This is a genomic window from Nonomuraea sp. NPDC050680 (genome assembly GCF_040654555.1).
Classification (GTDB): Bacteria; Actinomycetota; Actinomycetes; order Streptosporangiales; family Streptosporangiaceae; genus Nonomuraea.
Window position 1 is genome coordinate 40,109 of record NZ_JBFAIF010000018.1, and the last position, 23,571, is coordinate 63,679.

22 protein-coding genes and 1 tRNA gene are annotated in these 23,571 nt (G+C 68.1%); 10 read left to right on the top strand and 13 right to left on the bottom strand.

Annotated elements, in window-relative coordinates:
- Positions 1 to 165: 165 nt before the first annotated feature.
- The 5 genes from pth to AB0H88_RS39620 all read right to left on the bottom strand — a co-directional run bounded on the left by pth (position 166) and on the right by AB0H88_RS39620 (position 4,213).
- Positions 166 to 750, bottom strand: coding sequence for an aminoacyl-tRNA hydrolase (gene pth / locus AB0H88_RS39600; protein ID WP_357653710.1), 585 nt, complete (start codon positions 748 to 750; stop codon positions 166 to 168).
- A 76-nt stretch (positions 751 to 826) separates the two neighbouring features.
- Positions 827 to 1,435, bottom strand: coding sequence for a 50S ribosomal protein L25/general stress protein Ctc (locus AB0H88_RS39605; protein ID WP_357653711.1), 609 nt, complete (start codon positions 1,433 to 1,435; stop codon positions 827 to 829).
- A gap of 93 nt (positions 1,436 to 1,528) precedes the next feature.
- On the bottom strand, positions 1,529 to 2,506 hold the full coding sequence (locus AB0H88_RS39610) for a ribose-phosphate diphosphokinase (protein ID WP_357653712.1): 978 nt from the start codon (positions 2,504 to 2,506) through the stop codon (positions 1,529 to 1,531).
- 64 nt (positions 2,507 to 2,570) lie between these two features.
- The gene (glmU, locus tag AB0H88_RS39615; protein ID WP_357653713.1) at positions 2,571 to 4,022 is read right to left on the bottom strand and encodes a bifunctional UDP-N-acetylglucosamine diphosphorylase/glucosamine-1-phosphate N-acetyltransferase GlmU; all 1,452 of its coding nucleotides are present in this window, start codon (positions 4,020 to 4,022) and stop codon (positions 2,571 to 2,573) included.
- A gap of 119 nt (positions 4,023 to 4,141) precedes the next feature.
- A tRNA-Gln gene (locus AB0H88_RS39620) sits at positions 4,142 to 4,213 on the bottom strand.
- Positions 4,214 to 4,444: 231 nt separating this feature from the next.
- Between AB0H88_RS39620 and AB0H88_RS39625 the strand changes: the two genes are divergently transcribed.
- The 4 genes from AB0H88_RS39625 (at position 4,445) to AB0H88_RS39640 (ending at position 9,284) form a co-directional block, all read left to right on the top strand.
- Positions 4,445 to 5,383, top strand: coding sequence for an acyl-CoA desaturase (locus AB0H88_RS39625; protein ID WP_357653714.1), 939 nt, complete (start codon positions 4,445 to 4,447; stop codon positions 5,381 to 5,383).
- Positions 5,384 to 5,477: 94 nt separating this feature from the next.
- Positions 5,478 to 6,344 (top strand): TetR family transcriptional regulator, encoded by an 867-nt coding sequence (locus tag AB0H88_RS39630; protein ID WP_357653833.1) that lies wholly within the window; start codon positions 5,478 to 5,480, stop codon positions 6,342 to 6,344.
- 53 nt (positions 6,345 to 6,397) lie between these two features.
- Entirely contained in the window at positions 6,398 to 8,458 is a 2,061-nt protein-coding gene (locus AB0H88_RS39635; RefSeq protein WP_357653715.1) for an RNA degradosome polyphosphate kinase, read from the top strand.
- A complete protein-coding gene (locus AB0H88_RS39640) occupies positions 8,451 to 9,284 on the top strand; it encodes an NUDIX hydrolase (RefSeq protein ID WP_357653716.1) in 834 nt (277 codons plus the stop codon). Before AB0H88_RS39635 ends, AB0H88_RS39640 begins: the two co-directional genes overlap by 8 nt.
- 43 nt (positions 9,285 to 9,327) lie before the next feature.
- On the opposite strand, the gene AB0H88_RS39645 is transcribed toward AB0H88_RS39640, so the two are convergent.
- Genes AB0H88_RS39645 through AB0H88_RS39655 form a run of 3 tightly spaced genes read right to left on the bottom strand, consistent with a single transcriptional unit; the run spans position 9,328 to position 12,069 of the window.
- Positions 9,328 to 10,887, bottom strand: a complete 1,560-nt coding sequence (locus AB0H88_RS39645) for a CYTH and CHAD domain-containing protein (RefSeq protein WP_357653717.1) — start codon at positions 10,885 to 10,887, stop codon at positions 9,328 to 9,330.
- A 53-nt stretch (positions 10,888 to 10,940) separates the two neighbouring features.
- Positions 10,941 to 11,276, bottom strand: a complete 336-nt coding sequence (locus tag AB0H88_RS39650) for a glyoxalase (protein ID WP_357653718.1) — start codon at positions 11,274 to 11,276, stop codon at positions 10,941 to 10,943.
- Between the two features lie 22 nt (positions 11,277 to 11,298).
- Entirely contained in the window at positions 11,299 to 12,069 is a 771-nt protein-coding gene (locus AB0H88_RS39655) for a trans-aconitate 2-methyltransferase (protein ID WP_357653719.1), read from the bottom strand.
- A 108-nt stretch (positions 12,070 to 12,177) separates the two neighbouring features.
- Here AB0H88_RS39655 and AB0H88_RS39660 point away from each other — a divergent pair, with 108 nt between their 5' ends.
- Positions 12,178 to 12,678 (top strand): MarR family transcriptional regulator, encoded by a 501-nt coding sequence (locus tag AB0H88_RS39660; RefSeq protein ID WP_357653720.1) that lies wholly within the window; start codon positions 12,178 to 12,180, stop codon positions 12,676 to 12,678.
- Positions 12,679 to 12,746: 68 nt separating this feature from the next.
- Here AB0H88_RS39660 and AB0H88_RS39665 read toward each other — a convergent pair whose 3' ends face one another.
- Complete coding sequence (locus AB0H88_RS39665) at positions 12,747 to 14,546, bottom strand: ABC-F family ATP-binding cassette domain-containing protein (RefSeq protein ID WP_357653721.1); 1,800 nt, start codon at positions 14,544 to 14,546, stop codon at positions 12,747 to 12,749.
- A 158-nt stretch (positions 14,547 to 14,704) separates the two neighbouring features.
- Between AB0H88_RS39665 and AB0H88_RS39670 the strand changes: the two genes are divergently transcribed.
- Positions 14,705 to 15,268 carry an RNA polymerase sigma factor gene (locus AB0H88_RS39670; protein WP_357653722.1) on the top strand — a complete coding sequence of 188 codons (564 nt, stop codon included), beginning with the start codon at positions 14,705 to 14,707 and terminating at the stop codon, positions 15,266 to 15,268.
- Positions 15,268 to 16,203 carry a CU044_5270 family protein gene (locus AB0H88_RS39675; RefSeq protein ID WP_357653723.1) on the top strand — a complete coding sequence of 312 codons (936 nt, stop codon included), beginning with the start codon at positions 15,268 to 15,270 and terminating at the stop codon, positions 16,201 to 16,203. Before AB0H88_RS39670 ends, AB0H88_RS39675 begins: the two co-directional genes overlap by 1 nt.
- 217 nt (positions 16,204 to 16,420) lie before the next feature.
- Here AB0H88_RS39675 and AB0H88_RS39680 read toward each other — a convergent pair whose 3' ends face one another.
- On the bottom strand, positions 16,421 to 17,323 hold the full coding sequence (locus tag AB0H88_RS39680) for a 4-(cytidine 5'-diphospho)-2-C-methyl-D-erythritol kinase (protein WP_357653724.1): 903 nt from the start codon (positions 17,321 to 17,323) through the stop codon (positions 16,421 to 16,423).
- 363 nt (positions 17,324 to 17,686) lie between these two features.
- Between AB0H88_RS39680 and AB0H88_RS39685 the strand changes: the two genes are divergently transcribed.
- Together AB0H88_RS39685 and AB0H88_RS39690 are read left to right on the top strand one after the other, a co-directional pair.
- Positions 17,687 to 18,838 carry an NAD(P)/FAD-dependent oxidoreductase gene (locus AB0H88_RS39685; protein WP_357653725.1) on the top strand — a complete coding sequence of 384 codons (1,152 nt, stop codon included), beginning with the start codon at positions 17,687 to 17,689 and terminating at the stop codon, positions 18,836 to 18,838.
- A gap of 353 nt (positions 18,839 to 19,191) precedes the next feature.
- Positions 19,192 to 19,545 (top strand): hypothetical protein, encoded by a 354-nt coding sequence (locus tag AB0H88_RS39690; RefSeq protein WP_357653726.1) that lies wholly within the window; start codon positions 19,192 to 19,194, stop codon positions 19,543 to 19,545.
- Between the two features lie 63 nt (positions 19,546 to 19,608).
- On the opposite strand, the gene AB0H88_RS39695 is transcribed toward AB0H88_RS39690, so the two are convergent.
- On the bottom strand, positions 19,609 to 19,926 hold the full coding sequence (locus AB0H88_RS39695; RefSeq protein WP_357653727.1) for a hypothetical protein: 318 nt from the start codon (positions 19,924 to 19,926) through the stop codon (positions 19,609 to 19,611).
- A 209-nt stretch (positions 19,927 to 20,135) separates the two neighbouring features.
- On the opposite strand from AB0H88_RS39695, the gene AB0H88_RS39700 reads away from it, so the two are divergent.
- Complete coding sequence (locus AB0H88_RS39700) at positions 20,136 to 21,005, top strand: arginase family protein (protein ID WP_357653834.1); 870 nt, start codon at positions 20,136 to 20,138, stop codon at positions 21,003 to 21,005.
- A 140-nt stretch (positions 21,006 to 21,145) separates the two neighbouring features.
- Here AB0H88_RS39700 and AB0H88_RS39705 read toward each other — a convergent pair whose 3' ends face one another.
- Positions 21,146 to 21,517 (bottom strand): NlpC/P60 family protein, encoded by a 372-nt coding sequence (locus tag AB0H88_RS39705; protein WP_357653728.1) that lies wholly within the window; start codon positions 21,515 to 21,517, stop codon positions 21,146 to 21,148.
- A 1,125-nt stretch (positions 21,518 to 22,642) separates the two neighbouring features.
- Positions 22,643 to 23,506 (bottom strand): 16S rRNA (adenine(1518)-N(6)/adenine(1519)-N(6))-dimethyltransferase RsmA, encoded by an 864-nt coding sequence (gene rsmA / locus AB0H88_RS39710; protein ID WP_357653729.1) that lies wholly within the window; start codon positions 23,504 to 23,506, stop codon positions 22,643 to 22,645.
- Positions 23,507 to 23,571 lie beyond the last annotated feature (65 nt).

Genomic DNA, 23,571 nt, shown 5'->3' on the forward strand with positions numbered 1-23,571 from the left:
AGGTGCGGACTGAGCCGCCCGGACCTGGCGTGGCCGGACCGGGCAGCGGTCAGCAGCCCATCGCCGTCGCGCACGAATCCTCCACGTGACCGTTGATCAACAGACAGTCACCAGATCGTAGCGTTGAGTGAGGCGCGGGAAACCGCGAACGCCTCTATGCGATGGTCAGCGAGGAGGGCCGGAAATGTGGAGATCGGCGCGGTGGAACTCGTTCTGCGTGGTCTCGAGCCCACGCTCCATCAGCGACTCCACCACGTCGGCCGCCCGGTCGACCAGGAAGGCCAGGTCCTTGCGCTCGGCCGTGGCGAAGTCCTTGAGCACGTAGGCGGCCGGGTCCATGCGGCCGGGCGGGCGCCCGATGCCGAAGCGGACCCGCAGGTAGTCGCGGGTGCCGAGCACCTTGCTGATCGACTTCAGCCCGTTGTGGCCGTTGTCACCACCGCCGAGCTTGGCGCGCAGCGCGCCGTAGGGCACGTCGAGTTCGTCGTGGACCACGATCAGCCGGTCGGGGCCGAGCTTGTAGAAGTCGGACAGTGCCTTGAGCGGGCCACCCGACAGGTTCATGTACGTCAGCGGCTTGGCCAGCACCGCGCGGCTGGACTCCAGCACCTCGGCCCGGCTCCGGTGCGCCTTGAACCGCCCGCCGGCCCTGGCGGCCAGCTCGTCGAGCACCATGAAGCCCGCGTTGTGCCTGTTGCCGGCGTATTCGGCGCCCGGATTGCCGAGCCCGACGATCAACCAGCGGTCCATGTGCCTTCCTTCAACCTGTCTCCCGCAAGCGAAACGGGGCAGCCGGCCGGCTGCCCCGTCGCCGAACAGCGGTGTGTTACTCGCCGGCTTCCGCGGTGAGCGTGGCGGCGGCCTCAGCCTCGGCGGCCTCAGCCTCCGTGGGCTCCTCGACCGGCTTGGCGATGACCTGGAGGATGACGGTCTCGGGCTCGGCGATCAGCGTGGTGCCCTTGGCCAGCTTGAGGTCGGCGGCGGTGATCACCGTGCCGATCACCAGGCCCTCGACGTCGACCTCGACGCCCGTCGGGATGTGGGTGGCCTCGGCCTCGACCGAGACGGAGACGAGCTGCTGGTCGAGCAGGCCCTCGGAGTTGACGTCGCCGACCGTGGTGACCGGGATGTCGACCGTGACCTTCTCGCCCCGCTTGACCAGGAGCAGGTCGACGTGCTCGACGAAGCCCTTGATCGGGTCGCGCTGGACGCCCTTGGGCAGCGCGAGCTCGTCGACGCTGTCGCCCTTGAGGTGGATCAGCACGTTGGCGGTGCGGAGCGCGAGCAGCACCTCGTGGCCGGGCAGCGTCAGGTGCAGGGTGTCGGTGCCGTGGCCGTAGAGGACGGCGGGCACCTTGTTGTCACGGCGGATCTTGCGCGCGGCGCCCTTGCCGAACGCGGTGCGCGGCTCGGCGGCGATACGTACTTCAGACACGACATCTCCTAGGGATGCATTTCAGGGTTTTGCGCTCCCCCTCACCCGCCCTAGCGGAAGGCGTTACGAACGCAATCCTCCAAGTCTACCGGCTCAGGTGTCACCCTCGAACAGGCTGGTGACCGACCCGTCGGTGAACACCTCCGTGATCGCGCGCGCGATCAGCGGCGCGATCGACAGGACGGTGAGCTTGTCGAACCTGTTGGCCTGGGACAACGGCAGGGTGTTGGTGACGATGACCTCGGAGATCCGGGAGTTCTTCAGCCGGTCGACCGCGGGATCGGAGAACACCGCGTGGGTGGCGGCGGTGATCACGTTGGTGGCGCCCTGCTCGTAGAGGGCGTCGGCGGCCTTGCAGATGGTGCCCGCGGTGTCGATCATGTCGTCGATCAGCACGCAGGTGCGTCCCCGCACCTTGCCGACGACCTCGCTGACCTTCACCGAGTTGGCCACGTCGAGGTCGCGGCGCTTGTGGATGAAGGCCAGCGGCGTGCCGAGCGTGTCGGCCCAGCGCTCCGACAGCCGGACCCGGCCGGTGTCGGGCGAGACGACCGTGGTGTTGGCCAGGTCGAGCCGGTTCTTCAGGTAGCTCTCGAGCACCGGCATGGCGAACAGGTGGTCGACCGGGCCGTCGAAGAAGCCCTGGATCTGCGAGGTGTGCAGGTCGATCGACATGAGCCGGTCGGCGCCCGCGGTCTTGAACAGGTCGGCCATCAGCCGGGCCGTGATCGGCTCGCGGCCGCGGCTCTTCTTGTCCTGCCTGGCGTAGCCGAAGAACGGCATGACCACGGTGATGCGCTTGGCGGAGGCCCGCTTCAGCGCGTCGACCATGATGAGCTGCTCCATGATCCACTGGTTGATGGGCCCGGTGTGGCTCTGGATCACGAAAGCGTCGCAGCCGCGGACGGATTCGAGGTAGCGGGCGTAGATCTCGCCGTTGGCGAAGTCGATCAGCTTGGTGGGGGTGAGGGAGACGCCGACGTGCTCGGCGACCTCATCGGCGAGCTCCGGGTAGGCCCGGCCGGAGAAGAGCATGAGGTTCTTCTCGCCCGGCTGCTTGATGCTGGTCATGAGACCTCCTTCGTCGGTCTCGTGATCACGGTGCGGTTGTTACTGATGACCTCGGCAAGCCCGGTCATGCCCCACTCTCCTGCTGTTGCTGCTCGGCCAGCGCCTTTTCGGCCGCCGCAGCCGACTTTGTGCCCGCGCGCCTGCGCAAGACCCATTTCTCGATGTTGCGCTGTCGCGCCCTGGCCACGCCGATCGCCCCCGGGGGGACGTCGCCGTCGATGACCGAACCGGCCGCGGTGTACGCGCCGTCGCCCACGGTCACGGGGGCGACGAGCATGGAGTCGCAGCCGACGAACGCGCCGTCGCGCACCGTACTGCGATGTTTGTTGACGCCGTCGTAGTTGACGAAGATCACGGCCGCGCCGATGTTGACGTCCTCGCCGATCGTGGCGTCGCCCGCGTACGACAGGTGCGGCACCTTCGACCGGTCGCCGACCTGGGTGTTCTTCATCTCGACGAACGTGCCCGCCTTGGACTTGTGCCCGAGCACGGTGCCGGGGCGCAGATAGGCGTAAGGACCGACGCTCGCTTCCGGGCCGACCACGGCGTGGTCGCAGACCGCGTTGCGCACGACCGCGCCCGCGCCGACCTTGGTGTCGGTGAGCGTGGAGCCCGGCCCGACCTCCGCTCCGGCCTCGATGACGGTATGGCCGTGCAGTTGCGTGCCGGGGTGGACGACCGCGTCGGGCTCGATCTCGACACTGACGTCGATCCACGTGCTGGCCGGGTCGATGATCGTGACTCCGGCGCGCATGTGGCCGTCGAGCAGCCGCTGGTTGAGCACCTTGCGGGCGAAGGCCAGTTGTACCCGGTCGTTGACGCCCTCGACCTCGGTGAAGTCGGCGGCGATGTGCGCGCCGACCCGGTGGCCCTCCTCCCTCAGGATGGACAGCACGTCGGTGAGGTATTCCTCGCCCTGCGAATTATCGGTCGAGACCCGTTTGACGGCGTCGGCGAGCAACAACCCGTCGAAGGCGTAGATGCCGGAGTTCATCTCCGTGATGGCACGCTGCTCCGGGCTGGCGTCCTTCTCCTCCACGATCTCCAGGACGGCGCCGCCGGGGTCGCGGATGATGCGCCCGTAGCCGGTCGGGTCGGGCACCTCGGCCGTCAGCACGGTGACCGCGTTGCCGTCACCCGTGTGCCGGTGGAGCAGCTCGGCGAGGGTCTCCGTACGCAGCAGCGGCACGTCTCCGTAGGTGACGAGGACGGTGCCGGCGATCGTGCCGAGCTCTTCGAGCACGGTGCGGACGGCGTGGCCGGTGCCGCGCTGCTCACGCTGGACGACGGCGCGCGCGTCGGGGCTCGTCTCCGCCAGGTGCGCGCCGACCCGTTCGGAGGCATGGCCGATGACGACGATGAGCCGTTCGGGACCGAGGTCGCGAGCGGCGGTGAGCATGTGATCGACCAGGGCGCGGCCGCACATCTCATGCAGGACTTTGGGGGTCTGGCTCTTCATCCGGGTGCCCTCACCTGCGGCGAGGACGATGACTGCGGCCGGGCGCGGCACACTCACGGACTGGGGCTCCCTGTGGCTGGGCGGTTCGGGGCGGCAGCTGTCGCACCGCCACCCTCCCGACACCGTGAGGATACCCAACCGACACTCGCGCTCTAGCGGCGGGGAGTGCCCCCAAGCTCCCGGAAGAGGACTCGAACCCCTACAAAGTGGACCAAAACCACTTGTCCTGCCGATTAGACGATCCGGGACTAATCGGACACCTGAGCGTCCGACGCACTCCTACGATACCGATCCTTGGCCCACGCGCGCGCCACATAACAGACCGCCCGAAAAGCCGCAAGGTAGAGAAGCTACTCCTCTCATAGGGCAGAAGTCGCCTTCGCCACACTCGCCGCTTAGGTCTTACTAACTTACGATGGCGTAGGTTACGGTGGCGTAGCCAGGACATTCATCCTCATACATGTCGTGAGAGGTAGCCCATGACCGTTATCACCGAGCGCACCTCCCCCGGACCGAAGCCCGACGTCGAACCCGAGCCCCGGACCAAGGCCGAACTCGTCACCTTCGCCCTCGTGGTGGGGCTCCCCCTCCTCGCGATCGTGGCCGCGGTGCCGTTCGCGTGGGGATGGGGTCTCGGCTGGAGCGACATCGTCATCGCGTTCGTCTTCTATGTCGTGACCGGGCTCGGCGTTACCGTCGGTCTGCACCGCTACTTCACGCACGGCTCGTTCAAGGCCAAGCGGCCCCTGAAGATCGCGCTGGGCATCGCGGGCAGCCTCTCGCTGGAGATGTCCGTGCTCGACTGGGTGGCCACACACCGCAAGCACCACAAGTTCTCCGACAAGGAGGGCGACCCGCACTCGCCGTGGCGCTTCGGGCCCGGCTTCAAGTCGCTGTCCAAGGGCCTGCTGTACGCGCACATGGGCTGGATGTTCGACGCCGACCGGACCAACCGCGAGAAGTACGCCCCCGACCTGGTCAAGGACGACGACGTCGTCAAGCTGCACAAGTGGTTCGGCCCGCTGGCCCTCACCTCCCTCCTGCTGCCCGGCATCCTCGGCGGTCTGGTCACCTGGTCCTGGCAGGGCGCGCTGACCGCGCTGTTCTGGGGCTCGCTGGTCCGCATCGGCCTGCTGCACCACGTGACCTGGTCGATCAACTCGATCTGCCACGTGTTCGGTGAGGAGGACTTCCAGGTCCGCGACAAGTCGCGCAACGTGTGGTGGCTGGCCATCCCCTCCTTCGGCGAGTCGTGGCACAACCTGCACCACTCCGACCCCACCTGCGCCAGGCACGGCGCGTTGAAGGGCCAGATCGACCTCAGCGCCGGCGTCATCCGGATCTTCGAGCGGCTCGGCTGGGTCCACGACGTGCGCTGGCCGACTCCCGAGCGCCTGGCGGCGAAGCGCATTGGCTGATTCCGGCTCCTTGATGACCGGTCCTTTGATGACGGGCTCTTCTTCGAGCACCGCCATTATGGAAACCGTGACCGAACCCAGATCTCGCAGGCGCATGACCGGCAGAGAGCGAAGAGAGCAGCTGATCCAGATCAGCCGCACGCTCTTCGCGGAGAAGGGGTTCGACGGGACCTCCATCGAGGAGATAGCGGCAACGGCCCAGGTCTCGAAGCCGGTGGTCTACGAACACTTCGGCGGCAAGGAGGGCGTCTACGCGGTCGTGGTCGACCGGGAGATGCAGAAGCTGCTCAGCATGATCACCGAGGCGCTCTCCGCCTCCCACTCGCTGATCAAGCTGGAGCGGGCGGCCCTGGCACTGCTCCACTACATCGAGGAGAGCAGCGAGGGCTTCCGCATCCTGGTGCGCGACTCGCACGCCGCCTCGGGCACGGGCACGTTCGCGAGCCTGATCAGCGAGATCGCCAGCCAGGTCGAGGACGTACTCGCCGACGAGTTCGTGGCCCGCGGCTACGACCCCAAGCTGGCGCCGATGTACGCGCAGATGCTCGTCGGCATGGTGGCCCTGACCGGCCAGTGGTGGCTCGACGTGCGCAAGCCGGGCCGCGAGGAGGTCGCCGCCCATGTGGTGAACCTGGCCTGGAACGGCCTGACCGGGCTCAACCCGCAGCCGGCCATCACCGCTACCGGCCGCGCCCTGCCGGTCGTCGCCGCGCCGCGCGCCAGCGAGAAGGAACTGCGCGAGCTGGAGAAGGCCCGCGACAAGGAGCTCAAGGAGGCCGAGAAGGCCCGCCAGCGGGAGCTCAAAGAGGCTGAGAAGGCCAGGGTCCGCGAGCTGAAGGAGCGCGAGCGGCTGCTGAAGGAGGCCGAGAAGGCCCGCGAGCGCGAGGAGAAGCTGCGCCAGCGGGAGGCCCGGCTGGTCGAGCGCGCGACTCGGTTGGAGCAGGCTGACCAGGTGGAATAAGCCGTTGCCGCTTAGTTCACGTTCTGTTCAACCAAATGGGGCATATTTCTCATATGTCCGCGGAACCGCTTCACCCCGAGAGTGACCTCCCTCTGCCACAGGAGAGGTTCCTCAACCGTGAGGAGAGCTGGCTACAGTTCAACGAACGCGTCCTGGAACTGGCTGAGGACTCCTCCCTCCCCCTCCTCGAACGCGTGCGCTTCCTGGCCATCTTCGCCAGCAACCTGGATGAGTTCTTCCGGGTACGCGTGGCCGGGCTGAAACGGCGGATGGCCACCGGACTGCTGCTCAGGACGAAGAGCGGGCTGAAGCCGCGCGAGGAGCTGGCCCGGATCGCCGCGATCTCCCACACGCTGGCCAAGCGGCACGCGGCCGTCTTCCACGAGCAGGTCTGCCCGCAGCTGGCCACCGAGGGCATCGAGATCGTCAGATGGGACGACCTGGGCCGCGAGGAGCGCACGGAGCTGCGCAAGCTGTTCAGGGAGCGGATCCGGCCGGTGCTGACGCCGCTGGCCGTCGACCCCGCGCACCCATTTCCCTATATTTCGGGGCTCAGCCTGAATCTGGCGGTCCTGGTGCGGAATCCGGTAGACGATCACACCGTGTTCGCCCGGGTCAAGGTGCCTTCACAGCTGCCGAGGTTCGTCACCGCCTCCAAGGACAGGTTCGTCCCGCTGGAGGATGTCATCGCGGCCCATCTGGGTCAGCTCTTCAAGGGCATGGAGATCGTCCAGCACCACGCCTTCAGGGTGACCCGCAACGAGGACCTCGACGTGGACGAGGACATCACCGAGAACCTCATGCAGGCGCTGGAGCGGGAGCTGAAGAACCGCCGCTTCGGCCCGGCCGTGCGGCTGGAGGTCGAGGACACCATCACGCCCGAGGTGCTCGACCTGCTCGTCGAGGAGCTCGAAGTCGCGCCGCACGAGATCTACCAGCTCGCCGGGCCGCTCGACCTGACCGGGCTGCACGCCCTCGCCGACCTGGACCGGGCCGAGCTGAGCTACCGGCCGTTCGTTCCCGCCGAGGCCGTGCTGGCCGACGACGACATCTTCGCGGCGCTGCGCGAGCGGGACGTGCTCCTGCACCACCCGTACGACTCGTTCGCCACCAGCGTGCAGCGCTTCATCGAGGCGGCGGCCGAGGACCCGAACGTCCTGGCGATCAAGCAGACGCTCTACCGGACCAGCGGCGAGTCCCCGATCGTGGACGCGTTGATCGACGCGGCCGAGTCGGGCAAGCAGGTCGTCGTGGTGGTGGAGATCAAGGCCCGCTTCGACGAGCACGCCAACATCGAGTGGGCGCGCAAGCTGGAGAAGGCCGGCTGCCACGTCGTCTACGGCGTGGTCGGGCTCAAGACCCACTGCAAGCTGGCCCTGGTCGTACGGCAGGAGCCGTCCGGCGAGCTGCGCCGCTACTGCCACATCGGAACGGGCAACTACAACCCCAAGACGGCCAGGCAGTACGAGGACATCGGCCTGCTCACCGCGGACCCGCTGGTCGGCGAGGACGTCACGGACCTGTTCATCCACCTGACCGGCTACTCCAACCACTCGGCCTACCGCAGGCTGCTCGTCGCCCCGCACTCGTTGCGCGGCGGCCTGATGGCCAGGATCGAGCGGGAGATCGCGCACCAGGAGGCGGGCCGCCCCGCGCGCATCAGGATCAAGACGAACTCCCTGGTGGACGAGCCGCTCATCGACGCCCTCTACCGGGCGTCCCGGGCCGGTGTGAAGGTGGACCTGTGGGTTCGGGGTATCTGCGCCCTCCGCCCTGGTATCCCGGACCTGTCGGAGAACATCCGCGTACGGTCGGTGCTCGGGCGTTTCCTGGAACACTCCCGCATCTACGAGTTCGGCCTGGGCCGGCGGCCCGAGGTGTGGATCGGCAGCGCCGACCTGATGCGCCGCAACCTGGAACGCCGGGTCGAGGCCCTGGTCAAGGTGACCAGCCAGCAGCACCGGGCGTACCTGATCGACCTGATGGACCGCGCCACCGCCGACACGACGAGCGCGTGGCTGCTGAACTCCGACGGCACCTGGGTGCGACATCCGGGCGAGGACCTGCAGAGCATTCTGATCGGCACCCGCCGCTGGAGGAGCGTTGATGACTGACCCGCTCCGCGCGGCCGGAGCCGTGGTGTGGCGTGGTGACGAGCGCCGCCCCGAGGTGGCCGTCATCCACCGCCCGGCCTACGACGACTGGACCTTTCCCAAGGGCAAACTGAAGCAGGGCGAGCACGTGATCGCCGCCGCGCTGCGCGAGGTGCGCGAGGAGACCGGCCTGGTCACGACGCTCGGCCGCGCCCTGCCCCCCGTCCACTACCTGATCACGGACAGACTCAAGCGGGTCGACTACTGGGTGGCCCAGGCCACGGGTGAGAGCGCGGCGTTCGCCCCCGGCGACGAGGTGGACGAGCTGCGCTGGCTGCCGCTCGACCGCGCCCGCGAGCTGCTGACCTGGGAGTGGGACGCGGGCCTGCTCCACTCACTGGAGGTGGCGCCGCTCGACACCGTCCCCCTTGTCCTGGTACGGCATGGCTCCGCGGGCTCCCGGCAGACGTGGAAGGGTGATGACGCCCTGCGCCCCCTCGACGCGGACGGCAGGGCCCAGGCGGAGACCATCGCCCGGGTGCTGCCCGCCTACCGTCCCGAGGTCCTGGTCAGCTCGCCCAGTCTCCGATGCGTTCAGACGCTCCAGCCGTACGGCCGGGACATCAGGACCGAGCCGCTGCTCAGCGAGGAGGGCCAGGACGCCGACAAGACGCCCGCGCTGGTCGCGGAGCTCAGGACGGCGGCGGCCGTGTCCAGCCACGGCAAGGTGCTGCCCGACCTGATCCGCTCGCTCAGCGGCAAGGACGTGCAGCTGCGCAAGGGGGCGTTCGCCGTCCTGCACCGGCTGGGCGAGCGGGTCGTCAGCGTGGAGCGTTACCCGACCTGACAGTCACCAGATGACGGGTTCGAAGGTATGACTGGTAAGCCACTCATAGTAGTTTCCTAATGGCTCGCGCCGTCTCGGCCCAGACCTTGGGGAAGTCCGCGTGTGCTCGCTCAGCCGCGCCACGTTCCAGGCCGATGAGCAGGCCGTACGTGAAGGTGTCCTCACCCGCCTGCCGCGCGGCCTCCGCCTCCTTGGCCAGCGTCTCCTGCGCCACCACGCCGTCCTGATGGGTGCCGAGCACCTCCTGTACGGCCGCGGCGTGCTTGGCCAGCTTGACCATGCTCTTGCCGAGCGTGGGCTGGAGGGCCTCGGCGGTGTAGCGGGCGCGTTTGGCCGCCTTGCGGACGTCGTGCATGGCGAGCTCGCGGCGTTCGAGGTCCGAGATCGCCTGGGCGGTGTCGTAGATCTTGGCCACCCGGTCCCAGTTCTCGGCGGCCACGTCACTGAGCTTGTCGTGCGCCGGCTCCGCCGCGGCCTTGGTCAGTTTCGGGTTGGCCGTCAACGTGTCGAGGGCGTCGAGCAGCGCGTAGTAGCGCTCGCCGCTGAGCGTGTCCTTGATGCGCTCGTACGCCTCCTGCTCGCGGGCGTGCAGGTCGTCGCCGAGCCTGGCCAGGATGCGGCCGGTGACCAGCTCGGGGGCCAGCGCCGCCAGCTCGCGGGCGAACCTGGCCCTGATCACCTCCAGGTCACGCGCCTCGCCGAGCACGGTGCCCAGCCAGCGCAGCTCGTCCTGGACCCGCTTGGTGCCGGTGATGATGCCGCCGAACGCCTTGAGCGCGCTCCGCAGCCGCCGGGAGGCGACGCGCATCTGGTGAACGGCGTCATGTTCCGCTCGCCGTACTCGGGGATCTTGTGAGAGGAGGGCCGTCACCTGGCCTGCCAGGTAGTCCATGACGGTCTGGCCGGCCGAGCCGTCCTTCGTGGGGGCCTGGGCGACAGGTGGCGGTTCGAGGAGCCTGGCGAGCTTGCTGGCCGACTCAGACGGGGTCGCGCCGGCCTTCCTGAGCCGTTTACCGACCTTGGCGAGCAGGGCTTGGTCGCCTTCCAGCAACTCCGCCTCGACCTCACGCCACCGCACGACCCGCGGCCCGCCTTCTGGGCTGCCTTCTGGCCCGCCTTCTGACCCGCCGTCTGGCCCGCCGTCTGGTTTGCCGTCTGGTTTGCCGTCTGGTTTGCCGCCGAAGACCGTGCCCTTGACGCGGTCGTCGGCGATCTCGACGAGCCCGGTCGGGCCGTCGTGCAGCAGCGTGACGGTCCGGCGCGTGTCGAGCTCGGCCACCACCTGGAGCCCGGCGCCGCGGGTGTAGGCGCGGACGAGCTCGGCCAGCTCGGCGGGCACCGTCTTCGTGCTCCGGGTGAGCGGGTGGGTGATCTCCTGGCGTACGCCCTTGGCCTTGGGCAGCTTCAGATGCCAGCCGGCGTCGTCACCGCCGCGTCTTCGCCGGAGCGTGATGCCCCGGGTGGCCAGCCGCAGATCGGGCGTGTCGTAGTAGAGCGCCACGAGCTGGTAACTCTTCGGGCCCGAGATCTCTGCCAGCTTGCTCAGGTCGGGTATCGCGTAGTCGGGGGGGACGTCGAACTTGTCCTCGATTTCGATGCCCACAGCACCTCACAGCCTTGGCCGATTTGGACAATCATGCCACCGCTGGACGAACTTCACACGCCTTGGAGGAGCTCGATTCTGTTCCCCACGGGGTCCACGAGGTAGATCCGGCGGTAGCCGGGGAGGAGGTCGTCGGGTGGTTCTGTGCTGACGGCGCCGAGGTCGTCCACCAGGAACGCCGGGTGCGCCTTCCTGGCTGGCCGGAAGTCGTCCTCGATGCCGAGATGCACCTCAACCCCCCGGCCACGAAACCAGACGCCACCACGCTTGTCCAGCTCAGTCGGTTTTGGCACCTCCTGGAGTCCGAGGACTCCGCCGTAGAACTCCCTCAGCAGCGGCTCGCTCCCTGCCGGCGCGGCGAGCTGGACGTGATGCAGGCCGGTGATCATTTCCGCGCCCCCACGTAGCCGATCATTTCTGCGCCACCACGAAGACGCGCCGGAACGGGAACGGCGTGCCGTACGGCCTGGCCGGATAGACCTCGTCGAGCCGCTGCCCCAGCTCGGCCGTGAACTTCTTCTGCTCGTCGGGGTCCAGCCGGTCGAAGATCGGGCGCAGGGCGGTGCCGGAGATCCAGTTCAGTACCGCGTTGTCGCCGTTGTCGCTCTGGAGGAGATGGACGTATGTCGTCTCCCAGGCGTCGACCCGGCAGCCGCTCAGGAAGTCGGCGTAGTCGATGGGGTCGTCCACCGGAAGGCCTCGGTTGAGGTCACCGAGCCGATCGAACCACGCGGGCGCGGCGCAGAGCTCGCGGATCGCCACGTGGCTGGGGGCGTTGAAGTTGCCGGGCACCTGGAAGGCCAGCCAGCCGCCGGGGCTCAGCGCGTCGACCCAGTGCTCCAGCACGTCGCGGTGCGTGGGCACCCATTGCAGGACGGCATTGGAGACCAGCACGTCCACCGGCCGGTCGGGCCGCCATGTCGTGACATCGGCGACCGCGAACCTCTGCTGCTGGTGCTGGCGAGCCTTGGTGATCATGGCTGGGGAGGCGTCGAAGCCCTCCACGGTAGCCTGGGGCCAGCGGCGGGCGAGTTCGAGGGTGAGTTCTCCGGTGCCGCAGCCGGCGTCCACGACATAATCAGGGTTGTCGGCACCGATTCTGGCGGTCAGCTCGAAGAACGGGCGTGCTCGCTCGTCGGCGTACCTGGCGTATATGGTGGGATCCCAGATATCTCTCGACATAGAGATAATTGATATCGAGATATGTATCTCGATGTCAAGACAGTACAATCTGACCATGACGCAGGATGCGCTCCCCCCGACCTGGCGATCTCATGGCAAGGCTGAGTCATGAACGAGGAGCCGCAGGACGAGGTAGACCGGCTGGTGGCGGCCTGGCGGACAGAGCGTCCGGACCTCGACGTCGAGCCTCTTCAAGTGCTGTCGCGGGTGTCGCGGCTGGCCAAGCATCTCGACCGGGCCAGGCGGGCGGCGTTCGCCGAGCACGCTCTGGAGCCTTGGGAGTTCGACGTGCTGACGGCGCTGCGGCGCGCGGGCAAGCCGTACGAGCTGAGTCCTGGAGCCCTGATCCGGGCCACCCTGGTCACGTCGGGCACGATGACGAACCGCATCGACCGGCTCGCCCAGGCGGGCCTGGTGCGGCGACGGCCGGATCCGGAGGATCGGCGGGGGGTGCTGGTGTCGCTGACGGAGAGCGGGCTGGCGCGGGTGGACGCGGCGTTCGCCGGGCTGCTGCGGCGCGAGCACGACCTCCTCGCCGGCCTGCCCTTGACCGACCAACGCACCCTCTCCGCCCTGCTCCGCACCCTCCTCGCCCCGTTTGACTCCTGACCGCTCAGGCGGTCAGTCGCTCAGACGGTCAGTCGCTCAGACGGTCAGACGGTCAGACGCCAAGGCGGTCAGTCGCTCAGACGGTCGGCGAGTTCGAGCCACTCGGCCTCGACTGTGTCCTTCTGGTCGAGGATGTCCCTGAGCTGGGTGTCCAGGGAGCCCAGTTTGGCGTAGTCGCTGGCCGCGTCCGCCATCGCGGCGTGGAGCTTGGCCTCCTGGTCGCCCAGCCGGTCGAGCTGGCGTTCGAGGCGGTTGAGCTCCTTGCGCAGCTCGCGTTCTTCCTTGGCCGACATGCCCTCCTGAGGGGCAGCGGGCTGGATCGGTGCGGAAGCCGATGACTGGGGTGAGCTCGTGCGCGCGGTCAGGGCGGTGCCTTGGGCTCGGCGGGCCAGGTATTCGTCCACGCCTCCCGGAAGGAAGGAGAGCTTGCCGTTGCCCAAGAGCGCCACGCACTTGTCCGTGACACGTTCGAGGAAGTAGCGGTCGTGGCTCACCAGGATGAGGGTGCCGGGCCAGCCGTCGAGAAGGTCTTCGAGCTCGTTCAGCGTCTCGATGTCGAGATCGTTGGTCGGCTCGTCGAGCAGCAGCACGTTGGGGTCGTCCATGAGGAGCCTGAGCAGTTGCAGCCGCCGCCGCTCGCCACCCGACAGGTCGCCGACGACCTTCCACTGCGCCTCGCCCTTGAAGCCCAGGCGTTCGAGCAGCTGGGAGGCGGACCACTCCTTTTTGCCGACCTGGATGTACTTGCGGATCTCCTCGACCGTCTCCAGCACCCGGCGGGTGGGGTCGAGCTCGGCCAGCTCCTGCGACAGGTGTGCCAGGCGTACCGTCTTGCCCCTGATCATCCGGCCCGAGTCCTGCTGGACCGTGTCGGCGAGCAGCCGGAGTACGGACGACTTGCCGGAGCCGTTGACGCCGATCAGCCCGACCCGGTCGCCCGGCCCGAACTGCCAGGTGCAGTCGTCGAGCACCAGCGGCCCGCTGCCGGGGCCACCGGCGTGCAGGGTGACGTCTTCGAGGTCGTAGACGGTCTTACCGAGCCGAACCGCCGCGAACCTCAGCAGCTCCACGCTCTCCCGCGCCGGCGGCTCGTCGGCGATCAGCGCCTGCGCGGCCTCGATCCGGAACTTCGGCTTCGACGTACGAGCAGGCGGGCCGCGCCGCAGCCAGGCGATCTCCTTGCGCATCAGGTTTTGGCGGCGTTCTTCGGCGGCCTGGGCGATGCGCGCCCGCTCCGCCTTCGCGAGCACGTAAGCGGCGTAACCGCCCTCATACCGCTCGACCCGCCCGTCCACGACCTCCCAGGTCCTGGTGGAGACCGCGTCGAGGAACCACCGGTCGTGCGTCACGACCACCAGCGCGCTCTTGCGTCCGGCCAGATGACCGGCCAGCCAGGCGATGGCCTCGATGTCGAGATGGTTCGTCGGCTCGTCGAGCATGATCAGGTCGTGCTCATCGATGAGCAGCTGGGCCAGCGCGGTGCGCCGGCGCTCGCCACCGGACAGATCCCCCGGCTTGGCGTCGAGATCGAGATCACCGATGAGATTGCCGAGAATCTCGCGGACGCCCTGATCTCCCGCCCACTCGTGCTCAGCCTTCTCACCCAGCACGATCTCCCGGATGGGCATCGCCGGATCGAGCGCGTCATGCTGCGACAGCACGCCCACCCGCAGCCCCCGGGTATGGGTGACCCGGCCGCTGTCCGGGCGTACCTCTGCCGCGATCACCGACAGCAGTGTGGTCTTGCCGCCGCCGTTACGTCCGACGACACCTATGCGCTCGCCGACCTCGACCCCGAGGGAGACGTCGTTGAGCAGCGGTTTGGGCCCGTAGGCATGGGAAACAGACTCGAGATTTACCAGATTCATGGCTCTACCAGGGTATCGGCCTCGAAGGCGCTGTGGTGACGACACCCGGCCGACCTTCCGCCTACGGGCGACGACGTCACATTCTCCGCCGCTTTGGGAACTCGGGGACGCCCTTCGGGAGACAGCACGGTGAAATACCTACTCACGGAGGAGAGGCGTTGAGTGCTGAGACTGTCGAGATCGACGACGGAGAACTGATCCGCCGATCGGCGCACGACCCAGAGCAGTTCGCCGCGCTTTTCGACCGCTACGCCAAGCAGATCCACCTGTACGCGGCGCGGCGGCTCGGCACGCAGGCCGCCGACGACATCGTGGCCGAGACGTTCCTGGCGGCCTTCCGCAGGCGCGGGACGTACGACACGTCGTTCGCGCTGGCCAGGCCCTGGCTGTACGGCATCGCCACCACGCTGATCGCCAGACATCGACGGCAGGAGGAGCGACTGCTGCGGGCGCTGAGTCGTACTGGGGTGGACCCTCTGCCGGAGGAGTTGGCCGACACCGTGACGCGCCGGGTGACGGCGCAGGGCAGGGATCGTGAGCTGGCGGGGGCGCTGGCGTCGTTGCCACGTGGATATCGGGACGTGCTGCTACTGGTGGCATGGGAGGACATGTCGTACGAGGAGGTGGCGCGGGCGCTGGACATCTCGGTGGGGACCGTACGGTCACGGCTGCACCGGGCGCGGAAGAAGGCCAGGAACGTGCTCGGGGACGAGGAGCTGTGATGAACGCGATCAAGGAGTTTCGCCGGAACACCCCGGCGATGACCGTCGAAGCCGCAGAAGCGGCAAGGGCACAGCTGATGGCGGCGATCCACGGGCCGGACGCCGTACGGAAGCCCACCGCGACCCGCGCGAGAAGGCTCAGCTGGCGGGTCGCGGTGGCTGCGGCGCTGGCCCTGATCGTCGGCGGGACCGTCGTGACGCTCAGGGACAAGCCGGACATGACACCGGTGGCCAGCGTGGCCGAGCTGGGCGAGCGCGCCGCCCGTGCGGCCGAGACCGACCCCACCCCCGCCCCGGGCCCCGGCCAGTGGCTCTACACCAAGGAACTGCAGCTGACCGGCGTCGAAGGGGACGTCGACCGAGACCAGCGCGACACCTGGGAACGGTGGACCAGCGTGGACGGCAAGCGGTCGGCCTGGTACCAGGACGGCAAGTTGATGTTCCAGGGCAGCGCGGTCATGAACCCCGCCGAGCTGGCCAAGCCCCCTGTCACCTCGGCCGGGGTGATTGCCAAGATCAAGGCGGCCATCCTCGATGAAGACCGTCGGGGGTCGCAGGAGCTGAACGGCCAGGTCCCGACGGGGATGCTTTTCATGGAGATCAACCAGCTCATAACCGAGCAGTGGCTCGCCCCCGATGTACGGGCCGCGCTCTTCCGCGCGCTGCCCACGCTCAAGGGCATCACGGTGACCCAGGACGTGCCCGTCGCCGACGGACGGCGAGGCGTGGCGTTCAGCCTCGCCGACACCGAGGCACGCAGCTACCTGATCCTGGACCCGGAGACCTTCCGCTACCTGGGCACCAACTCGACGCGACTGAAGGACCGGACCTACACGTGGGCCGACGGCAACAAGGAGACCTTCAAGGCGGGCACGGTGGGCCTGACCGCCCAGCTCGAAGCCAAGATCGTGAACCAGGCCGGCCAACGCTCCTGATCACTGCGGAAGCAGGCTAACGACAACGAGGCCCAGGGCGGCGGTCCATCCGACCGCCCTGGCGCACGGCACAGGCAGCGGCTCTCGCTCTGAGAAGGTCAATCCCACCAAGCCCGTGACCAGCGGTGGACCTACATCCGCCGCACTTTGGGGCTGGAGGGGCGTCCTGGCCATCGAGATCAAGCCGATCAACGAACCGGCCGACCAGCCGATGGCGTCAGACCACCATCGCGCCTGAGACCGGGCCGTGTGCGGGGATGGCGGTGCGGGTGATGCCGGACGTGGTGAGGTCGGCGGCCAGGCGGTCGGCGTGGGCGGCGTCGGTCGCGAGGAAGGCGCAGGTCGGACCGGAGCCGGAGACGATCGCGCCGAGCGCGCCGTACTGGCGACCGGCTTCGAGGGTGCCGGCCAGCTGAGGGCGGAGTGTCAGGGCGGCGGGCTGGAGGTCGTTGGTGAGGTACGCGCCCAGCTTGCGGGCATCCCCGGCGCGGAGTGCCTCCAGCAGCGGGTCGCTCAGCTGCGGCCAGGGGATCTCCGCACCGGTCGCGGCACGGAGCCGGTCGCACTCGGCATAGACGGCGGCCGTCGACAGTCCGCCCTCCGCCACCGCGAACACCCAGTGAAACCGGCCGCCCGTCGGCAGCTCGCTGAGCTGCTCACCCCGCCCGATCCCCACCGCCGTGCCCCCGAGCATCGAGAAGGGCACGTCACTACCCAGGTCGCCGGCGATCTCCATGAGGTCGTCGAACGGCAGGCCAAGCCCCCACAACTCGTTGCACGCCACCAGAGCCCCCGCCGCGTCCGCGCTCCCACCGGCCATGCCACCGGCCACGGGAATGGCCTTGTGGATCACCAGAGCCGCGCCATAGGTGCGGCCCGCGTGCTTGGCCAGGGCTCTCGCGGCCTGAATCGCCAGGTTCTCGTTATCGATCGGGACCCGGTCCGCCCAGTTGCCCCCCACCGTGACGGTGATCGACTCGGACTCGTTGGCGACCACTTCGTCGAAGATCGATACGGCGTGGAAGACGTTGACCAGGTCGTGATAGCCGTCTTCCCGAAGCGGTCCGACGGATAGCTGCACGTTGACCTTCGCGGGCACCCGTACGGTAACCGAACTCATCGATCTTCTGTCACTTTCGTCGGCTGGCGGGGTTGCGGACTGTTCTCGAGCTTGTCAGAGGACTCACGAGCCTATAGTGGCTCGCTTCCTGCTCACGTGATTCTCAAGCAGAAGTGGTGACGCCTGTACGGGACCGATCCAACACGCGTACCCGAGGGGCGGTGGCGCATTCTGTCGCCAGGCATACGCGATGGCGTTCGAGTAGATCAGTGGACGCCAATCCCTGCCCAATGCGGACTTTTCGCCTTCAATGCAGGCGATCAAGAGCTATCAGGATGGATGTCGGATTACGCGATATATCTTGACGCGATGGTGAAGACAAGTAATATCTCGATCAGGGAGACGGGTTCTCAGGAGGCGTCAATGCATGTCGCGATCATTGGAGGCGGTCTCGCGGGGCCATGCCTGGCCCACGGGTTGCAACGGGCGGGGTTCCAGGTGACGTTGCATGAGCGCGACCCGGAGCCTGCCACAGGGCAGGGCTATCGCATCCGCATCGCATCGGAGGGCAACCGCGCCCTTCACGACTGCCTGCCCGAGCACCTTCACCGCCTGGTGCTGGCCACGGCGGGAACGCCCGGGTCGGGCGTGACTATCTTCGCCAGCGATCTCACCGTCATCAACAGGTTCGTGGTCAACGACCCGGCGGCCGAGCTCACTCCCGACAGCGACATCAGCGTCGACCGGCTCACCTTGCGCACGATCCTGCTAGCCGAGCTGGAGAAGGTGACCCGGTTCGGGAGCGAGTTCACCGGGTTTGAGGTCCTTCCCGGCGACCGGGTCAGGGCACGCTTCGCCGACGGCGCCGTACAGGAGGCTGACCTGCTGGTCGCCGCTGACGGGTCCATGTCGCGGGTCCGGCGCCAGCTGCTCCCGCACGCCCGGGTCGTGGACCTCGGCATACGGCTGATCTTCGGCAAGACCCCGTTGACCGGCGAGGTGGCGGCGATCACCCCTGCCGAGTCCCTGGACGGGTTTTCCACCGTCGTCGGCTCCGGCGGCCGGTTCATGCCGCTGGCCGGGCACCGGTTTCGGCGTGACCCACGCGAGGCCGCGGCTGAAGTCCGGTCCGGCCTGGAGTTCACCGACACCCGCGACTACGTGATGTGGGTGCTCGGCGTACCCGACGACGTGTCGGCGCTGGACGGCGCCGGCTTGCGCGACGCTGCCCGCGAACGCGTCGCCGACTGGCACCCCGACCTCGGGGAAATCATCCGGCGGGCGGACCCAGCCACGATCCGCACCGCGTCCATGCGGACGTCGGAGCCGGTGAAGCCGTGGACGAGCGGCCCGGTGACGCTGGTCGGGGACGCCATCCACTGCATGGTGCCGGCCGGGATCGGCGCTGCGGTGGCCCTGCGCGACGCCGCCCTGCTCACCCGCCGACTCACCGATGCCCGCGACCGCGGACTGTCGCTCGTCGAGGCCGTACACGCCTACGAGGCGGAGATGCTCCAGTACGGCTTTGAGGCCGTGGCCGCCGCCGCCAAGCAAGCCGGTCTGACGACGGCCTAAGAAACGACGCGAACGGCCCGGTTCTTGTCCTCGACCGGTGACCACGAGGGTTCGCCGGGCGTTTCGTCACACGACTCTCGCGATGTCGGTAACGGTCCGTGGTGGCAGGGGTTTCTATGGAATGACGCCCCCTACAGGGGAGAGGAAGAACGGATACCCCGCGAACGTTCGTGGACGCCGCACTGACGCGGCGACGTCCTGCCACTCTGACGAGAGCACATCGAGAAGCGCGCGTGGCAAGATCGGGATAACGTGGCGCCCTCTGGAGAAGATCGACATTGTCGGTGCGCTCAGACGCCGCCTTCAACCATGGCGCTGGCGGAAACGCTCTTTGAGAAGGAGGACGCGTGGCAATGGCACGAGTTCTGGTGGTCGGTCTCGACCCCGCCAAGATCCAGGGCTGGGACCCGGAGCCGGTCCAGGCAGCGATGGCACGCGGTCAGGCCCGTTTCGATGATCTCGATATCGAGGCCGACTGGTGCCTGTTGGCGCTTGACGAAAACCCCGAAGGAGCGATCGTGGAGGCGCTGACCCGCAAAGACTACGGCTGCGTGGTGATCGGGGGCGGCATCCGCAAGCACGAGCCATTACTCGAATTCTTCGAGAAGGCGGTCAACCTGGTCCGCCAGCACGCGCCCGACGCAGCCATCGCCTTCAACAGCAGCCCCGAGGACTGCGCCGACGCAGCTATGCGGTGGCTGCGCTAGCCAGTGCTCCGCGTCCTGCCTGACTCAGGCACCCACCGCCACACCGTCGACGTGGCCTACTGATCAGCGTGGGCGGCTGAGGGCGGCCTCGGCCAGATCCGTCCATTTCTCGGCCGAGGAGTGGGGCACGACCACCCAGTCCTTTATCACCCTGCCCTGCCCCGAGGGGTCGAACAGGGACGCCCCGGCCAGCTGGAGCGCGGCTGTGTGTTCGGGAGTGTCCCTGACCAGCCGGAACACCATCGCGCCGTCGCGCTGCAGGCTCGCGAACACTTTCCCCGCCTGATCTTTGAGCGCGGGACTCCCCATCATCCTGGAGATCTGTACACCCAGGTCGGCCAGCTCGGCGCCGACCTGCTTGAAATCCTCTTCCGCGCTCATCGTCAGTCGGTCCCAAACTCCATGGTGGCGTGGTCGAGATGGTGGCGTGGTCGAGCAACTCGTCGTGGTGGAGCTTTTCCCGCATGACGCGATCGCCTCGGCCCCACCTTCTGAAAGCACGGCGATCAGGCTAGTGGCTCGACTTGGACAGTGCGCTATGTCAGGGGGAAAATACAGCTCTTTGAGAGAAAGAGGGCGTTTTGTCGGAAGTGACGGTTGTCGAGGTGCCGCAATGGCGGGGGTCAGGATCTGCCACGGCGGATCGGCTTCGGGAGGGGGCCCGGTTGGTGGCCGGGATGGTGCCTGCGAGGCGACGGCTGCGTGTTCAGGTCGATGATGATCTGCTCATCACGGCTTCTCGGGTGCGGGCGGTGATGTCGCAGGTGGGCGAGGGGCTCATGGTCACTGCTGGAGGTGATTGCGGAGTCGAGTTGGAGCCGGTGGCGGCGGCTCGGCGAAAGTACGGGGATCGGCTGGTGGTCGTCTGGTTCGATGCTCATGGGGATCTCAATACGCCGGCCGACTCACCGTCTGGGGCGTTTCACGGGATGGTGCTGCGAGCCCTCACCGGCGAAGGACCGGCGGGGCTGGTGCCCGAGGAGCTGGTCCGTCCGTGGCAGATCGTGCTCGCCGGGGTGCGGGATCTCGATCCGGCCGAGGGTGCGTTCGTTGAGGCGAGTGGGGTGTGCCACCTGGGTATGCCGGACTCCGCGACGCTGGTCGATGCCATCGCTTCAGCTGGTTTCGATCGGGGTGGTTTTCCGGATGGTTTCGATCGGGGGCGGGGTGGTTTTCCGAAGGAGCGCGGATTCGAGGAGAAGGTCGTCTACCTACATATCGATCTTGATGTGTTGGATCCGGAGGTGTTCGCGAGCGTGGGGACGCCGGCCCCGGGTGGGATGCGACCTGATGGGTTGCTTGGACTGGTCAGCGCGGTGGCGGAGCGGTTCGGCGTGGTGGGGCTGGGGATCGTCGAGTATGAGCCGGGCAGGCCCGAGGATCAGGAGCTGCTCGCGCCTCTGGTCGAGAAGTTGGTCAAAGTCTGCGCTCGCGCTGAGGAGCCGGGCCGCACCCGGTGAATGGGGGGATGGATGCGGCCCGGGAATGAGGGCTGGTCCTCGTGCGGTGGTCCCTCGTGCGGTGGTGAGGGCCTAGGTGGCTCGGGGTGCTGTCAGCCCTCGGCTCTCGGCTCTCGGCTCTCGGCTCTCGGCTCTCGGGGTCAGCCTGGGCGTACGGCGCCTCGGTAGAGGGGGCGATAGTAGGTGGAGGTTAGGAACGGGGTTCTTCTGACCACGTCGCCGGTTTTGGGGGCATGGATCATTACGCCGCCGCCGAGGTTGAGGCCGACATGGGTGGGGTCGCCGGTGCCGCCGCCGAAGAAGACCAGGTCGCCCTTGCGCAGCTCGCCGAGTGTGACTCTGCGGCCCTGGCGGAACTGGGTGCCTGTGTAGTGGCCGAGCCTTATGCCAGCTTTGGACCAGGCGTAGAGGGTCAGGCCGCTGCAGTCGAAGCCCTTGGTGCGGGCTCCCCTACCTACGCCTGTGGTGGGGCCTGACGGTGTGCCGCCGCCCCACGAGAACCGGGCGCCCAACTGGTCGATGGCGGCTTCCGCCGCGATGTCACCCTTTGCCCGAGGCTTGATGGGCCTTGGCTTGGGCCGAGTGTCTCGGGAGTCTCTGAGGTCTCCGGGGTCACGGGAGTCTCTGAGGTCTCCTGGGCCTCGGGAGTCTCCGGGGTCTCCGGAGACTAGGAGGTCTCCAGAGTCTCGGGGGCCTCCGGAGTCTCGGGGGCCTCCGGAGTCTCGGGGGGTGTTGGTCGGGGGATTGGGGAGGGGACAGGCTTCTGGGGGCAGGGGGATGAGGACGTAGATGGGCTGCTGGTCCGCGCCACCGGGAAGGTCGGCGCCCTCAGGAGGCAGGGCCACGAGTGTCTCGGGCGGGGCGTCCTGGAAGAGCCTCGTATCGCGCCCACCGTACATGGGGCTCGTATCGCGTCCGCCGTACACGGGGCTCGTATCGCGTCCGTCGCTCACGGGACTTGTCTCGCGTCCGCCGTTCACGGGTTTGGTGGGTAGGGCGATCAGGTGGAAGCACTGAGTGGTCGGCGGCTTGAGTGAGGTCGTGCTGGCGCTCGCGGCCGCAACCGTGTTGGGGAATGCGAGGAGGGCTGCGAGGGTGCCACCTCCGACCGCAAGCCCGGTAAGAGTAGGGCGGACGGTGAGGGCGGGGCGAGGGTTCAGGGTGGGCCTGGTGGCCGGGCTGGAGCGGATGCTCAGACCCTGGCGAGGGCTCAGGGCTGGGCGAGGGGTGACGGCGGAGCGAGTGGCCAGGCTGAAGCGGGTGCCCAGGGCGGAGCGGGGGGTCAGGGCGGAGCGGGGGGTCATGTGGGCCTCCTGCGATGTGCGGAACGGAGGCCCCAGGATCTTGCGGTCGGGCGGGGAGACGGGGAGCCGAGCGGGGTTCTGTGGATATCCGGAGCTGCGGAGGCGACCCTCTGTGGATAACCGGGGTTGCCGGGAATGGCTTTTGTGGCTTCCAGGCCCCGAAGCCCGATTCGCTAAGCATGCGGATCGCCTCAGGCGCGGACCCACTCGGGCGTGGATCCTCTCGGGCGTGGATCCTCTCGGGCGTGGATCCTCTCGGGCGTGGATCGCCTCAGGCCCGGACCTCCTCAGGCCCGCTGATCGCATAAGGCTTGCGAGCCATACCCGCTCGATCTACGAGGGCTTGGCCTCGGCGATTCGGGCGAAGGCTGTCACGTCGAGCTGCTCCCCACGCGCGGACGGGTCCACCCCGGCCGCCCGCAAGGCGGTTTCGGCCTGGGCGGGGCTGCCGGCCCAGGATGCCAGCGCGGCGCGCAACGTCTTGCGTCGCTGCGCGAACGCGGCGTCGATCACCGCGAACACCTCCTCGCGCGAGGCGGAGGTCTCGGGCGGGTCCCGGCGGGCCATGGAGACGAGGCCGGAATCAACGTTTGGTGCGGGCCAGAACACGGTCCGCCCCACCGGGCCTGCCCGCCGTACGTCCGCGTACCAGGCGGCCTTCACCGACGGCACTCCGTACACCTTCGACCCGGGGCCGGCCGCGAGGCGGTCGGCCACTTCCGATTGGACCATCACGAGGCCCTTGCGCAGTGACGGCAGCACTTGGAGCAGGTGCAGGACGACCGGCACCGCGACGTTGTACGGGAGGTTCGCGACCAGGGCGGTGGGCGTGTGGCCCAGCAGGTCGGCGGAGGTGATGCGCATGGCGTCGGCCTCCACGACCGTGAGCCTGTCGCCGAGGCCACGGCCCGCGACGGTCAACGGGAGCTGGCCCGCGAGTACGGGGTCGATCTCGACGGCCACCACGTGCTGGGCCTCGGGGAGCAGCGCGAGGGTGAGTGAGCCGAGGCCGGGGCCCACCTCTATGATCACGTCGTCCGGGGCCAGTGCGGCCACTCGGACGATGCGCCGCACGGTTCCCGCGTCGATCACGAAGTTTTGGCCTAGCTTTTTCGTCGGACGAAGATTTAGCTTATCCGCCAAAATACGTATTTCTGCAGGGCCCAACAGGCTCATCATCCAACCAGTCTCCCGCATCGAAGAACCTGCGATGGCGGATGGGGGCACCACAGGGGAGGATGGGCGTGGAACAAGAAGGGACG